Source organism: Xenorhabdus sp. PR6a (assembly GCF_028599065.1).
Taxonomy (GTDB): domain Bacteria; phylum Pseudomonadota; class Gammaproteobacteria; order Enterobacterales; family Enterobacteriaceae; genus Xenorhabdus; species Xenorhabdus doucetiae.
Window position 1 is genome coordinate 15,537 of sequence record NZ_JAQRFJ010000013.1, and the last position, 13,781, is coordinate 29,317.

Below are 13,781 nucleotides of genomic sequence, written 5' to 3' on the forward strand. Positions count from 1 at the left end.
TCGCTTTATTCCTGCCATAAATTTTCGAAATCAACCATCCCTATTTTCTATTAAAATTTGCTTATTTTTTCCCAAAAAAAACAGCCAGGCACAAGGCATATCCTGTCTAAGGACTTATCCGATTAAGCGATGGTTCCTGCTTTGCCAGCGTATGTGCACTCCCGTGCACCGTTTTTTCTATTCTCGCCATCTCTGATTCGTAAATCAAAAATCGAGACCGTAGATCCTGTAATGCTGCCCATTTATCTTCTGGAGATAGAAACGCGTATCGGATGCTATTAAACACCGTTTTTTTGATATCTGTATATGATGGCTTGTAGTTTGTGACAAAAATTAAAAATTCATGCGTTAAGTCACTACGAGAAACACCTGGATCATCACTTGATATCACAAAAGGCACGCCATAACGTTGATAAAGTTTTATCGGGTGCGCGTTCCCTCTAACGCCCAGAATAAAGTCATTACTCGTCAGGTTAATTTCAATAGGGATGTCCTTTTCTCTCAATTCTTGCAGTAAGGTTAATGCGTTCACTTCCATAGCAATATCAACACCGTGGCCGATTCGATTTGCCCCTGCGATATCTACCGCATATCGAATATGATTTGCCAGATTTTCTGGCGGAACCATGCCGCTAGCCAATTCCCCCGCATGCAAAGATAAGTGAACATCCGGGAAAAGCCTTTTTAGATAGCGAAACATCAGCATGTACAGCTTATAGTCACGAATTGCAATATCACCGTTTTCCGGCCCGACAATATTCACACCGACAATTTTTTTGCTGCCGTGCGATGCAGAAAATGCCGAATATAAACTTGAGAATACCGCAGCGCGGGGCGTATTACGAACGGCATAGGATTGGAGCCGAATACGAAATTTATCATCGTCCATCCCTGAGATTGCAGCTTCTTCAGTTTGGATATAATCAGAGATGCCCTTCGTAACAAATGGATCCTTAGCCATAAAGTCCGCATAAGGTGCCAGTGCTGCGAAAACGCGATTTTCATCAGCATCCGAATCTAACGCATCAAGTGCTTTAGCCAGATTGGGATACTCAAAAGAAGGAGCCTTTTTTAACATTATTTCCAGGTACTGAACATTTTCATGTTTGGCACGATTTTTTAATTTCGCAAGCCCATCCTTTAAAATTTGATGCGATAACGGTCTGAAATAATTAAAGGTATCAAAAAACTGCTGATCCGGCGCCTTTTGCGGGTGATAATGGTTATGGAAGTCTTTGTCTGACCACGCTTTCAACCATTTTCGATAGAAAGCATTATTTGCGATGACCGCACGCTTATCGAGACAAAATGGCTGATTTTTCTGGGGAAGCTGATTTTTCTGACGTGTTTCTATTTGATAAATTTCGATGTCAAGTGTTGGATCAGATCGATCATAAATGCAGTATCCCTTATCACCAACCCAGTCAAGATAGGTTTCTGCATATATTGCACCAGAATAATGAATATGGATATCTCCGCCTTTGGGCATCATTTTCAATGCCATCGTTAACTCTGCAATATCCGGATCCTTACTTTCAACCAGCCGATTAAAGAAGTGTGCAGTCGCTGTCTCATTTTCCTTGGCTAAAGCGGTAGTTAATTCACCAGTATTGAGCTGACAAGGAAATAACATCAACAAAATGATGACAATAGGTAAAGCGTTCATAACCTTTTTCCTGATCTTAATATTTGTTGAACATTATGCGGATCCAGGCACTTTAAATTCCAGCTCGCATGTTGTGCGAAACGTTTACTCTATGTTAATTTCATTATGGCCTGATACGAAATATTCCCTCACTCAATTATACATTAATATCCATGATAACTACCTTAACCAATTTATTATATTAGCTAAATAAAACCAAGCTACCACACTTAACTAAATACAGTAATATATAAACAAATAAAAACAAAAAATAGCCACCTGAATTTCAGGCAAATTTTAAAATACAAAATATACTTTAATTATCTCTTTAATTTTTAACAACACCAAGAAAAAGGAGATATAAAATGTTCACATTAAATTATTTTGATACGTTTGCAGCATTAGATCTATACGCAGCAACTATGTATGACCAATATCCGAATGACATTATGCCGCCGCCAGATCCACGCATAGAAAGAGATGGTTGGAAACTGAAATGTTATATTTCTTGTAATTATTATTACACCTTTATGAATACCAAAACAAATAAGAAAGAATTAATATTCTCTGATGATAGAGTGAATCATGGATATATCGTTGAGAGAATACGAAATCCTGGCGAATACGTCCTTGCCCTCCGAGGAACCAAAACCTTTGAAGAAGCTCTAGAGGACATCAATGTAGGATATATACAGCCTTGGCCTGATACACCGGATCAATCAGTCATTGAAGGTTTTTATTCTATGTATAAATCGCTGGATCTGATTGTTCCTGAAAATACAACTGGTGTTGATTACTCCCAACTCGAACTCGCAGATGCCATCGCACAATTTATCGGCGTAGATGGCTATTGTACGCTATCAGGTCATAGCCTTGGCGCTGCGATGGTAGCTTATCTCATGAGAGATATCTACAATAAAGTCCCTCATTGTCGAGCTTGCTCATTTGCCAGCCCAAGAGTAGGAAATTATGAATTTGTCAGATATGTTGCTGAACACTTTAAGGATTATAACGTTATTAATTATATAAATGATCTCATTCCTGCACTCCCAATTTTTTCTGAACAACTACCCAATGTCGTTACCTTGTATCCGAGAGACGATGTGATAATTAATGATTCAATAAGTTGCAAACACACTATACTGACGTACCTTGCTTTAATAAATAAATCCAAATTTTTCGACGTGCTTGATGGCGATTACCCGATAGAGCATAAAACATGGAATGAGTGTCTACAGGTGTCATTACAGGACTGAATATTAAAAGATAGTGAATATAATCTTTATTTATGAGGCCTACTTACTCCTCGAGTTGCGAGGAGTAAGTGAACCATGATGTTGAAATGTGATATATAAATAAGTAATTGAAAATATAAACCAGATTTATTATTAGGTATGACAACTAAAAACCCAAAATTGATCCTTTTAAATAAGATCCACCCTATAATATATTTTATTGATTTAAGTAATAGTAAGGGTCAAAATGTAGCCTAATGATTGTATAGCGTGATAAATAGCACAGAAAAAATCACTAATAATACAGAAAAATACAGTGAGCAAACAGAGATAATCCCTCCAGCTTCCCTATACTCTCCCATAACAGCAAATTTTATATATTCAATAAAAAATTGAAATATATATTCAAAATATTGATAATATTAGACTTTATTATTTTTTAAATTTTCATTTTTTTCTCAATTGTGATATTAATCCCCTTTCTTTAATTCGCTTATTGCGATTTATGTTCAAATTTATGAAAATAAACAGCAATGGATAAATACTTGTAATGATGAGTCAAACATTCATTAAGAAAGAGGGGATCGCACAGTCGTTTCTGGCACGTTATCTCCTCTCGGAACAATGTGGTAACCGCCTAAAAACCATAGAATTACTCTCTAAAGAATGTGGATTGTCGGTGGGCTTAATGCAAGCAGCATTAAAATCTCTTGAACAAGCACAGGCGGTTGGTATTAAGCGTCGTGGCCGTAATGGTAGCTTTCTTGCGCAGATAAACCACAAATTACTCTTGGCGTATGCCGATATTGGCAACGTGGTCTGTGCAATGCCGCTCCCTTATACCCGCGCTTATGAAGGGCTGGCAAGTGGTTTAAAAGCATTGTGTGCAAGTATTCCTTTTTACTTTGCACATATGCGAGGCTCGGATATCCGCATAGAATGTTTACTGAAAGGCGTTTACGACCTGGCAGTCACATCAAGGCTTGCCGCAGAGCAGCACCCAGAACATAAAGATCTATATATTGCGCTTTCACTAGGGACACAAAGTTATACAGACAGGCATCGGTTAATCTTTCGTCATGGCGAAATGAACACTATTCGCCGCGTTGGGTTAGATAGTACCTCAGCAGACCAAAAAATAATGACAAAGCAATATTTTGCGGGAAAAGAGATTGAAATGGTCGAGGTCTCCTATCATGAATGCCTAAATCAAATTATAAAAGGCCACATTGATGCAGCCATCTGGAACGTTGGACAAGGCCATGAACTCATCGCACAGGGTCTGATGACCCAGCTTCCCGATGACAATGAATGTTTTATTAAAGCATCTGAAGCCGTTATCCTTGTCCGCAAGGACAATATTCCTATCCAGCAACTCCTGCATACTATGGTTGATCGGGATCTGTTGCTGACTCATCAACAAAACGTCGTAGCTGGTATTATCGAGCCTGTTTATTGACACTCGATCAGCCAAAAAAACTTATTGATTAACACCGACACATAACAAAAAGCAATGATAGAACAACGGTTAACTATCCTGCTACAAGGTGGCGTTATCGATCAAGATATCTACGATAGCATGCTGGATGTTGTGCATGTTTTGGAAGATATCTGGCTTATCCCTGTCCGTCATCCGCAAGGTGAAATGGCGCTTACCCATATGGCAAGTGCTTTTATGCGCTCACGCCGTGGCGAAATAGTTTTTCCGTTGGATAAAGAAATATTGGCAAGACTTAAGCAATCTGAATACTACGATCAATTACTCACCGCTCATCGCTCCCTCATCGAAAAATTTACCGTTGCTTTACATCCCAATGAAGAAGGCTATCTGTTAGCCAATTTATATGGTTTAATGTTTTCACTCGAAAGAGATTAGTTTTTGATTCTTATATAAATATTCAAAAAAATGAAGATTTATACCAGCAAAATTTTGCGTTTCACACAGCCTTGCTGCTTTGCAGACATGAAGGGAGCCCTATGTTTATTGAGGCATTAAAGAAACAAAACCCCAAATTGATTGAAGTTGCAAAAGATCTTTGGCAACAAGGTGCCATCTTACCAGATACCTACCTCATTGATGTCGATCAGGTTTTGAATAATGGTCGGCGTTTGCTGCAAACCGCAAAACAGTACGGCATTGAGCTCTATTTGATGACCAAACAATTTGGTCGTAACCCGTGGCTGACACAAAAATTGATTGAACTAGGTTATCGCGGCGTTGTAGCGGTCGATTTCAGGGAAGCCTATAGTTTGAGTCAGCAGGGTATACCACTGTGCCATATCGGTCACCTGGTGCAAACCCCAACCCATTTAATCGAGACCATGCTCAAGCGGGAGCCGAACATCATCACCGTATTTTCCCTTGAAAAAGCCCAGGCGATTTCAGATATCGCGGAGAAATTGGGGCAAATTCAGCCCATCATGCTGAAAATATTTGATAAACGAGACATCGCCTTTCCCGGCCAGGAAGCAGGAATTCCCTTTCATGAACTCGATACCGTCGTGGATGCCTTAAAGAAAATGCCAGGCATCCAATTGAGCGGACTGACGCATTTTCCTTGTCTGTCATGGGATCCTCGCTACCAGATAACCTTACCCACTATCAATTTGCTCACTCTCATTCGTGCGCGAAACCGACTGGAACAGCTCGGCATCAAACTTTCGCAAATCAATGCGCCGGCCGCCTCAAGCTGCAATACCATACCGTTATTAGCCAAATACGGCGCCACCCATCTGGAACCCGGCCATGCTTTGAGCGGAACCATTCCCGCCAACTTCTGCGGTCGGGAGCCGGAACAAATTGCGATGGTCTATCTCACCGAGATATCTCATCACCACGATGGCAATAGTTACTGCTATGGTGGCGGCTACTATAAACGCGGGCATATGAAACATGCGTTGGTTTTTCCTGAACGTCCTCTATCTTCTGTCATCATCCCCGCTAAAAAAGCACGCATACTGCGCTTGGGTGAGTCCTGCATTGACTACCACCTCCCATTGTCAGGCATTCATCCTATTGGCAGCCCAGTACTCATGTGTTTTCGTGCCCAAATTTTCACAACGCGCAGTGATGTAGCCCTTGTTTCAGGTATTCAGTCTGGATCTCCAAAACTTGAAGGTATTTATGACAGTCAAGGCAATTGGAAAATTGCGAGCTATGTTAAATAATCCCTCAACAAGGGTATTACAAATAATATTATTCCAGCATTAAATAATGTTATTTTCGCTATCGTGGATTTACCGCATTATCCGGTGAACCCTATTTTATGGAATACTAAACCTCATCCGGCATTGATGCCGTTGAAGGTGAATTATCACTTGAACGTAAAAGCAAATAACTTGATTGACGTTTCAGGCTACACCTATGTTCATGAACATTTGCATATCGATCTCTCTGATGCGAAAGGAAGTCTTGATTGTCGGTTGGATCAATACGAGCTAATCGCAGAAGAGCTTCGTCATCTCTACACCCTTGGGGTAAGAAACATCGTGGAGATGACCAACCGTTATATGGGGCGCAATGCGGCTTTTCTACTGGATCTGATGCGTGATACCCACATTAATATCATTGCCTCGACCGGCTACTATAAACAACCCTTCTTCCCTGCCCATTTCAGCGAATTAAGTGTACAGGCCATCGCCGATGACATGATCGCGGAAATCGAAACGGGTATTGATGGCACCGAATTAAAAGCCGGGGTGATTGCAGAAATTGGCTCCAGCCTCGATCAAATCACGGAAGATGAGCAGAAAGTGTTTGCGGCAGCCGCATTGGCACATCAGACGACAGGCTGTCCCATCTCCACCCATACCACATTAAGCACCATGGGGCGTGAACAGTTGGCACTGTTGAAAGCGTTTGGCGTTTCCCCCGAATATGTGGCGATCGGCCACTGTGATCTGAGAGATAACCTGAACACCATTATTCCGCTGCTGGAAGCCGGAGCATGGGTGCAATTCGATACGATCGGCAAGAATAATTACTATCCCGATAGCCGACGCATTACCATGTTACAAGAAGTCGCCAGGCGTGGGTTGCTCGATCGGGTGATGCTTTCCCAAGATATCACCCGCCGATCACATCTGAAAAGCAATGGGGGCAATGGCTTCGATTATCTGTTAACCGTATTCGTTCCCAGGTTACTGGAAGCGGGTTTTTCCCAAAAACAGACAGACCAAATGCTGCGTGATAATCCTGCCCGATTTTTCCAAATTTTCAAAAAGCAATCCGATATGAAGAGATAAAAAGAGGGATAACAACATGAAATTTGTCGTTGGTGGACAAATAGAAAAAGAGGCAATAGCCGGGGAAATTCGGCGATTGGCAGGCAACAAAGCCACTTCTGTGACAATAATGAATGACACTGAAGCGGCAATGGCAATCAAAAATGGCGAAGCAGATTATTATCTCGGTGCCTGCAATACCGGTGGCGGAGGTGCTCTGGCCATGGCCATTGCCCTTATCGGATTAGATCAATGTGCGACCATCGGCATGCCGGGAAAAATCCTGTCTAATGATGAGATCATTGCCCATGTGAAAGCCGGTAAGAAGGCATTTGGTTTCACCGGTCAGGATATTGATATCGTCCTGCCGGTGATCATCAACACAATCCTCTCACAGACCATCATCTCACGGTAAGGAGGCTGTCATGCAACATTTCCATGATTTCCTGCTGAGATTGGTGGAAGTCGATCCGTTTAAAGCCGGATTATTGGCCGTCATTGGCGCCATTGCCGCGATGATGGCAAACCGTGGGATCGCCGTTTTCCATGATGGACTGCGCCCACTGTTGCCGGAATACCTTGAAGGCCGCATGAGCCGCAAAGCACTCGCCGCCACCAGTTTCGCCCTGAGCATCGGCTTGGTGGTCGGTTTCGGCATTCCCTTTTCACTTACCGCCCCCATTGTCTTGGTTCACAGCCTGTTACTCGGCACAGACATGATCGGGATTTGGTGTGCCAACAGCCGGAGAGGCTTTATCGCCTCCGGCATCATTGGTGCCCTCTATGCCATCGCCTTGCTGGCCGGCCTGCGTTCCGTGGTAGAACTGTTTGCCATGCTGCCCGTCAATTTCACTGATGACCTCAAGAAAGTCGGCGATCCGATTGTGGCCTGTTTTGCCCTGTTTCCTGCGATGGTCGTCGGCTACCAATATGGCTATCGCAAAGGGCTTTTGGTCATGTTCACCGCGCTGGCCGGCTATCTGGCAACTAAAGCCATTGGCCCATTGAGCTTTGGCGGCATGATCGAAAAACCCGTCAGCGTTGACCCTAACGGTGCCGCACTCTTGCTGTCGATGATTGCCATGTTCTATTTTGCCATGCGTGAACGCCCAACGCAGCCAGCGGAGCAAAAAGGCGCCAATGAAGTCTTAGTCGGCCTGTTTTCCACCCGCATAGAACGCATCCAGAAAAACAAATGGTTGCTGATCCTGTGCGGCGGCCTGACCGCCAGTGCGGCAACCATGTCTTTTAGCTTGCTGGCGGAAGGCCCTGTCTCCCTCCAACTGATGGCGCAAGGTGAGCAGACCAATGCCTTACTGGTTGCACTGGCACGTGCCATCAGCTTTATCCCATTAGTGGGTACGACGGCGATAGCCACCGGCGTTTATAGCCCAAATGGCATGAAATTTGTGTTTGTGGCCGGGCTGGCAACTCACAACCCGTGGATTGCCTTTGTCGCGGGCGGTATCACCATGTTTATTGAAATTCAGCTACTGGCAAAAATCGCCATCTGGCTGGATAAATACCCTGGAGTGAAGGCGTGCAGCGGGCATATTCGTACTGCTATCACCAAAATGCTCGAAGTTGCCTTGCTGGTTGGTGCCATGATTGCTTCCAACGCGATCCTGCCGGGGATGGGCTTTATGATCGTGGCGGGTATCTACCTGCTTAACCGTACATCCAAGCGTCCTTTAGTCAAAATGGCGATCAGCCCAATCGCAACCATCATGGTGGGCATTCTTGCCAACATGCTCTTTTTGCTGGGAATCAAATAAGAAAATGCAAATCGGTCCATTGCAAAGCTATTCATTGCAAACCTATCCATTGCAAAGTATGACGATGGCACAAGCGCAGCAGCAACAGTTTAAGCTGGTGGATATCATCTGTCGTCACTTTCCGGGGGCTGATTTTCTTTCGCAAGGTGATCTGGGCTTGGTCCCAGATCTACACCAACCGCGAATGACCCGACGCATTGAGGCGGTAATTGCAGAATTTTTTGGCGCTGAAACCGCCGCTTTTGTCAATGGAGCCGGAACAGGCGCATTGCGCGCGGGGCTGGCCGCTTTGGTCAGTCCCACTGCAACATTACTGGTGCATAACGCACCGATTTATCCCACAACCAAAACATCCATTGAACAAATGGGACTTCGTGTCATTCGGGCAGATTTCAACCATCCAGAACAAATGGTGGCAGCCATTCAGCAATACCAACCCGCCGCCAGCCTAGTGCAACACACACGCCAACAGATCTCTGACCGCTATTCCCTGCAAGCCGTGATCGACACCCTGACTCAACATGGCATTCCTTCATTGATCGATGACAACTACGCCGCCATGAAAGTGGCACACATTGGCTGTCAGTACGGCGCGACCCTTTCCACCTTCTCGTGTTTCAAGCTATTGGGGCCACAAGGCGTTGGAATGGTGGTGGGAAAACAAGCCGCCATTGATAACCTGCGCCACAGCATGTACTCCGGCGGCTGTCAGATACAAGGTTATCAGGCAATGGAAGCCTTGCGGGGGATGGTATTCGCGCCGGTTATGCACGCCGTACAAGCGCAAGTGGCTGACGAACTGATGACCCGTTTAAATCAAGGGGAGTTACCCCCCGTAAAACATGCTTTTCTCGCTAATGCGCAATCAAAAGTGTTATTAGTCGAATTTCACGAACCGATTGCAGAAAAAGTTCTCACCACAGCCCATATACTGGGAGCACTGCCTTATCCGGTTGGTGCAGAATCAAAGTTTGAAATCCCTCCGCTGTTTTACCGCATTTCCGGCACCTTCCGCCAAACCGATCCCACTCTGGAACAACGTATGATCCGCATCAACCCCAACCGTAGCGGCGCAGATACTGTTATGCGTATTTTACGGGAAAGTTGTTTGCCGGAATAAAAACGGTCAAGTCGAAATATAAATAATTAAATAGATAAATTATCTATTCACGTTACTTAATTTCTGTTGTTTTCTGGTAGGTAAGATTAAAGGTCTTTTTATTTAAAATTACGCGTTATTGATGAGTTATTAGGGATTTATGCTTTTTATTATGTGATTGAGATGGACATTTTTTATGTAAAATTGTCATATAATAACCTAATGATTAACAATAAGGTTTTTTCGTATGGATGACAAAGTTGTAGAGAAATTTAAAAATGAAGAAAATCAAAAAAAGATAAAAGATAATTTAATCAAAGGTTTTAGCATGGGTATTTTTAGATAAATTAAGGTTTATATATGTCAAATAAAATTAAAAACAATGGAATTACTTTAATTCCTTTCTGGAAGAAAATACTTTATTCATTAATATCATTACTTTGTTTGTTTATCATGATGTTTGTGGTTTTTCTTTCATGGCGTGATTTTATGTCACTAGTTAATTTAAAAGAAAAAGTGTATTTTTCTTGGCGAGTGTTTTTTATTTCCTTTGGATTTCCGATAAGTTTTCATTTGTTGTTTTCTATTATGTATGCTTGTTTTTCAGATAGTCCTCGTCCATATAGGGGTCGTGTCGTTAATTTTTTGGCATGGATATTTTTTGTGGCTTTATTATTGAGTGTTCCTGTGTCTTTATATGTTGATAATAAATTAAAATATTCTGGCTATATAACGTGCAGTAAAAAGTCTTTAATTGCACCAAATGAATATGTAAAAAACTCAAAATTATGTAACTAAAATATATATTTAGTTTTCAACTTGAAATAGCGTTTGTAGATTAACATGATATTTATAATTTTTTGTAATATTACTATGAATGTAGAAAAAACCGTTGTTAAAGAGGTAAGTGTGGACAATAAAAACAAATTCATTATCACAATAAGTTCATTGTTTTTATTTTTAATAATGAATGCGGTGCTCTTTTTCGTTATTGATGATTTTTTATCTGTGTATAATCTTTCGGATGTTGTTGTATTTTCATGGAGGATGTTTGCAATATTGTTTGCTTATCCTTTGATATGTTATTTTTGCATTGCCCCAATTTATTATTTGTTTTTTTAAAAATGCCAAAAAACAATAATTCAATTTTTAAGATCCTCACTTTTATTGGAATTTTAGGTTTTGTCATTAGTTTCCCTGTGTCTTGGCATGCTGATTATAAATTAAAAATCATAGGATATTCAACCTGTTATAAATTATCATGGAATGCACCGAGTAAATATGTAAAAAAACCAAGGTTATGTCACTAATTATATATATGCTTGGTAATATTTCTTAATAAACCCGGCCTTCCCATATACTATATGCGGAAATTCCCGCTGTTACATGATTCCATGAAATGGATTTATAATTAAGGACAACTTTTTCATAAGGCATCATATCATGATCATTGATAGAATTCTGATAGATACAAGACATATTAATGATAGTTTTCTATGTTATTTTTACTTGATAAAATAGTTCTAGCAATGGATTAATGCCATTATAAATCCATATCTGGGAGTGTGTTGCTTATTAGTTGAATCCAACCTTAGTTCCTTTCCTAAACGAAGTTCAGGTTAATTATGGATTTATGCTTTTTATTATGTGATTGAGATAGACATTTTTTGTGTAAAATTGTCATATAATAACCCAATGATTAACAATAAGGTTTTTTCGTATGGATGACAAAGAAGAATTTATGCAGAAAATAAGTAACGTATTAACCAATAGCCCGACCAGATCAGAAGATAAACTGGCTGTGATGATGATGTTTTGTTTTCAACTATTGTCATCAGCTCAGGCTGACGGGATAAATATGCGGGTTTCGGATGGCAGGGTTTTATCATTAAAGTTTGAATCAGGTAATTTAACACATTAAATTTAGCTTATAGGAAAGTGAAATGGATAAATTTTCAAATATGTTTGTTGATGGGGTCATGGTTTATGATGGAGAATTAAAACCATTATCTCAAACGGATGAGTACAGAAGAAAAAAATATTCTGACATTGAAAGAAAATACTTTAATATGACATCTGTTATTGAAAAAAATTATGTGAAGATGAAGAGCTTTATGTTCTATTGACTCATGAGGAAGCTATTGATGCCGTAAAAAATTATTGTGGCACTAATCCTAACTCATCATGGAAAGATAAATTTTTTTCATTTTCAGATTTTGCAACATCGTTTACAGGTAATATATTAGATGCCTATGCCTTTGGTCGATTGGCAAATGAGTTAAGTAGTAATTTTGGTGTAAGAGTAACTGAATATGTCGATAGATATGGGAATAGAAGTATAAGGTTGACAGGACGTCCAGGGGTTAGACGATTCTTAACCGCTGCAAAATATGGGGTGAATCATTGGAAAATGATAGATATGGGAATAGGAACACAAGGAATCCATGATGGAATAATGACTGTATCCAGAAGAGTTGTTGTTGTTTCAGCGGCGTACAGATTATTTGAATTAGCATTTAAAGATGAATATGATGTTTATGATTTTTTTGGCAATATTACTATGGATGCAGCAAAAACAGCCGTTGGGATTCTTGCAGGAATGGCCGCGGGCGCTATTGCTGGAGTGGTTTTAACTGCTGGTACCTATGCCCTCGCTGTAGCCGTTGGGGTTGTTCTGGTTGGCGTTATTGTCAGTGGTGTATTATATTATCTTGATAATAAATATGATGTAAGTAAAAATCTGATAGCATATATGCGCGAAAAAGAGCTAAGTGAAGCCGATAAGTTGGATTATCATAAGCATTCACATGGTTACCCTTATCCGTGGATAAAGTAGTTATTTCATCTATTCTGTTGGTTTTTGATATAACAAAGGAGTTAATGTGGATAATAAAAAAAGATTTATTGTTATAATAAGCTCATTGTTTTTGATTTTAATTATGTCGCTAGGTATGTTTTTTATTTTTGAGGATATAATATCAATTATAAAGATGGGAGACGAGATAATTTTTTCTTGGAAATTATTTTTATTTTTCTTTGCATCCCCTTTACCTTTTTATATGTGTGTCTATGCCATTTATTTTTGCGTCACACAAAAACCAGCAAAGATTAATAATAAGATAATAAAATACCTTACCATAAACTTTTTTGTTTTTTTGTTTTTTTGTTTCCCTTTGTCTTGGTACTTAGATTCAAAACTTAAAATGGAAGGATATTTTGTTTGTGAAAAAATATCATTTAGCTCACCAACCAAATATGTTAAATACCCTAATTTATGTCACTAAGCATATATTAGATATATGCTTAGAAATATTTTTTTAATAAACTCGGTCTTCCCATATGCTATAGGCAGATGTACCTGCCGTCACATGGTTCCATGAGATTGATTTATAGTTAAGTATAACTCTTTCATATGGCATGGCATCAAAATCATTTATAGAGTTCGGATAAGTACAGGAAATTTCCGTGATAGTTGCTTCCGTAATTTTTACTTCATAAAATAGTTCTAACTGTCCTGTTTGACTGGTTCTGTAAAAAACAAATTTACCATCTAGCGATTCATTAGAATCAATGGCCATTTCTAATAGTGGAGAAGATTTGTCTACAGGTTTGATAAACTGTATGGGTTGATGGCTTACATTCTGCTGACGCGATATTGAGTGATTTAGACTAAGTACCTGTATTTGGTCTTCGTGTCCTTTTTGGTATCGGTTTCCTATCGAATCGAGAGTTGAACACCCTGCTGATATTAAACCTTGCTTCTTACCATTTAACGATAAATAAATCATATATGACATAATATC

At 40.3% G+C, this 13,781-nt stretch carries 16 protein-coding genes; 14 read left to right on the top strand and 2 right to left on the bottom strand.

Annotated elements, in window-relative coordinates:
* Window positions 1–106: 106 nt before the first annotated feature.
* Complete coding sequence (locus PSI15_RS05470) at window positions 107–1,666, bottom strand: adenosine deaminase family protein (protein ID WP_273582645.1); 1,560 nt, start codon at window positions 1,664–1,666, stop codon at window positions 107–109.
* Between the two features lie 344 nt (window positions 1,667–2,010).
* Here PSI15_RS05470 and PSI15_RS05475 point away from each other — a divergent pair, with 344 nt between their 5' ends.
* The 14 genes from PSI15_RS05475 to PSI15_RS05540 all read left to right on the top strand — a co-directional run bounded on the left by PSI15_RS05475 (window position 2,011) and on the right by PSI15_RS05540 (window position 13,262).
* On the top strand, window positions 2,011–2,901 hold the full coding sequence (locus PSI15_RS05475; RefSeq protein WP_273582646.1) for a lipase family protein: 891 nt from the start codon (window positions 2,011–2,013) through the stop codon (window positions 2,899–2,901).
* Between the two features lie 532 nt (window positions 2,902–3,433).
* Entirely contained in the window at window positions 3,434–4,339 is a 906-nt protein-coding gene (yhfZ, locus tag PSI15_RS05480) for a GntR family transcriptional regulator YhfZ (RefSeq protein WP_273582698.1), read from the top strand.
* A 54-nt stretch (window positions 4,340–4,393) separates the two neighbouring features.
* Window positions 4,394–4,756, top strand: a complete 363-nt coding sequence (locus PSI15_RS05485; protein WP_273582647.1) for a PRD domain-containing protein — start codon at window positions 4,394–4,396, stop codon at window positions 4,754–4,756.
* A 101-nt stretch (window positions 4,757–4,857) separates the two neighbouring features.
* Window positions 4,858–6,048, top strand: coding sequence for a YhfX family PLP-dependent enzyme (locus PSI15_RS05490; protein WP_273582648.1), 1,191 nt, complete (start codon window positions 4,858–4,860; stop codon window positions 6,046–6,048).
* A 126-nt stretch (window positions 6,049–6,174) separates the two neighbouring features.
* Entirely contained in the window at window positions 6,175–7,125 is a 951-nt protein-coding gene (locus PSI15_RS05495; RefSeq protein WP_443256071.1) for a phosphotriesterase-related protein, read from the top strand.
* 16 nt (window positions 7,126–7,141) lie between these two features.
* The gene (locus PSI15_RS05500; RefSeq protein WP_273582650.1) at window positions 7,142–7,519 is read left to right on the top strand and encodes a DUF2620 domain-containing protein; all 378 of its coding nucleotides are present in this window, start codon (window positions 7,142–7,144) and stop codon (window positions 7,517–7,519) included.
* Window positions 7,520–7,529: 10 nt separating this feature from the next.
* Window positions 7,530–8,879, top strand: a complete 1,350-nt coding sequence (locus PSI15_RS05505) for a YhfT family protein (protein WP_273582651.1) — start codon at window positions 7,530–7,532, stop codon at window positions 8,877–8,879.
* Window positions 8,880–8,913: 34 nt separating this feature from the next.
* Window positions 8,914–9,999 (top strand): aminotransferase class V-fold PLP-dependent enzyme, encoded by a 1,086-nt coding sequence (locus PSI15_RS05510; RefSeq protein WP_273582699.1) that lies wholly within the window; start codon window positions 8,914–8,916, stop codon window positions 9,997–9,999.
* Between the two features lie 339 nt (window positions 10,000–10,338).
* Window positions 10,339–10,776: a DUF1240 domain-containing protein gene (locus tag PSI15_RS05515; protein ID WP_273582652.1), complete on the top strand. Its 438-nt coding sequence runs from the start codon at window positions 10,339–10,341 to the stop codon at window positions 10,774–10,776.
* Window positions 10,777–11,057: 281 nt separating this feature from the next.
* Window positions 11,058–11,288 (top strand): DUF1240 domain-containing protein, encoded by a 231-nt coding sequence (locus PSI15_RS18555; protein ID WP_443256072.1) that lies wholly within the window; start codon window positions 11,058–11,060, stop codon window positions 11,286–11,288.
* A gap of 410 nt (window positions 11,289–11,698) precedes the next feature.
* On the top strand, window positions 11,699–11,899 hold the full coding sequence (locus PSI15_RS05525) for a hypothetical protein (protein WP_273582654.1): 201 nt from the start codon (window positions 11,699–11,701) through the stop codon (window positions 11,897–11,899).
* A 22-nt stretch (window positions 11,900–11,921) separates the two neighbouring features.
* A complete protein-coding gene (locus PSI15_RS05530) occupies window positions 11,922–12,104 on the top strand; it encodes a hypothetical protein (RefSeq protein ID WP_273582655.1) in 183 nt (60 codons plus the stop codon).
* Window positions 12,101–12,814 carry a hypothetical protein gene (locus PSI15_RS05535; RefSeq protein WP_273582656.1) on the top strand — a complete coding sequence of 238 codons (714 nt, stop codon included), beginning with the start codon at window positions 12,101–12,103 and terminating at the stop codon, window positions 12,812–12,814. The genes PSI15_RS05530 and PSI15_RS05535 overlap by 4 nt, the downstream gene beginning before the upstream one ends.
* A 46-nt stretch (window positions 12,815–12,860) precedes the next feature.
* Window positions 12,861–13,262, top strand: a complete 402-nt coding sequence (locus tag PSI15_RS05540) for a DUF1240 domain-containing protein (protein WP_273582657.1) — start codon at window positions 12,861–12,863, stop codon at window positions 13,260–13,262.
* A gap of 33 nt (window positions 13,263–13,295) precedes the next feature.
* Here the strand turns inward: PSI15_RS05540 and PSI15_RS05545 are convergent, their stop codons facing one another.
* Window positions 13,296–13,775: an Hcp family type VI secretion system effector gene (locus PSI15_RS05545; RefSeq protein WP_273582658.1), complete on the bottom strand. Its 480-nt coding sequence runs from the start codon at window positions 13,773–13,775 to the stop codon at window positions 13,296–13,298.
* Window positions 13,776–13,781: the final 6 nt, after the last annotated feature.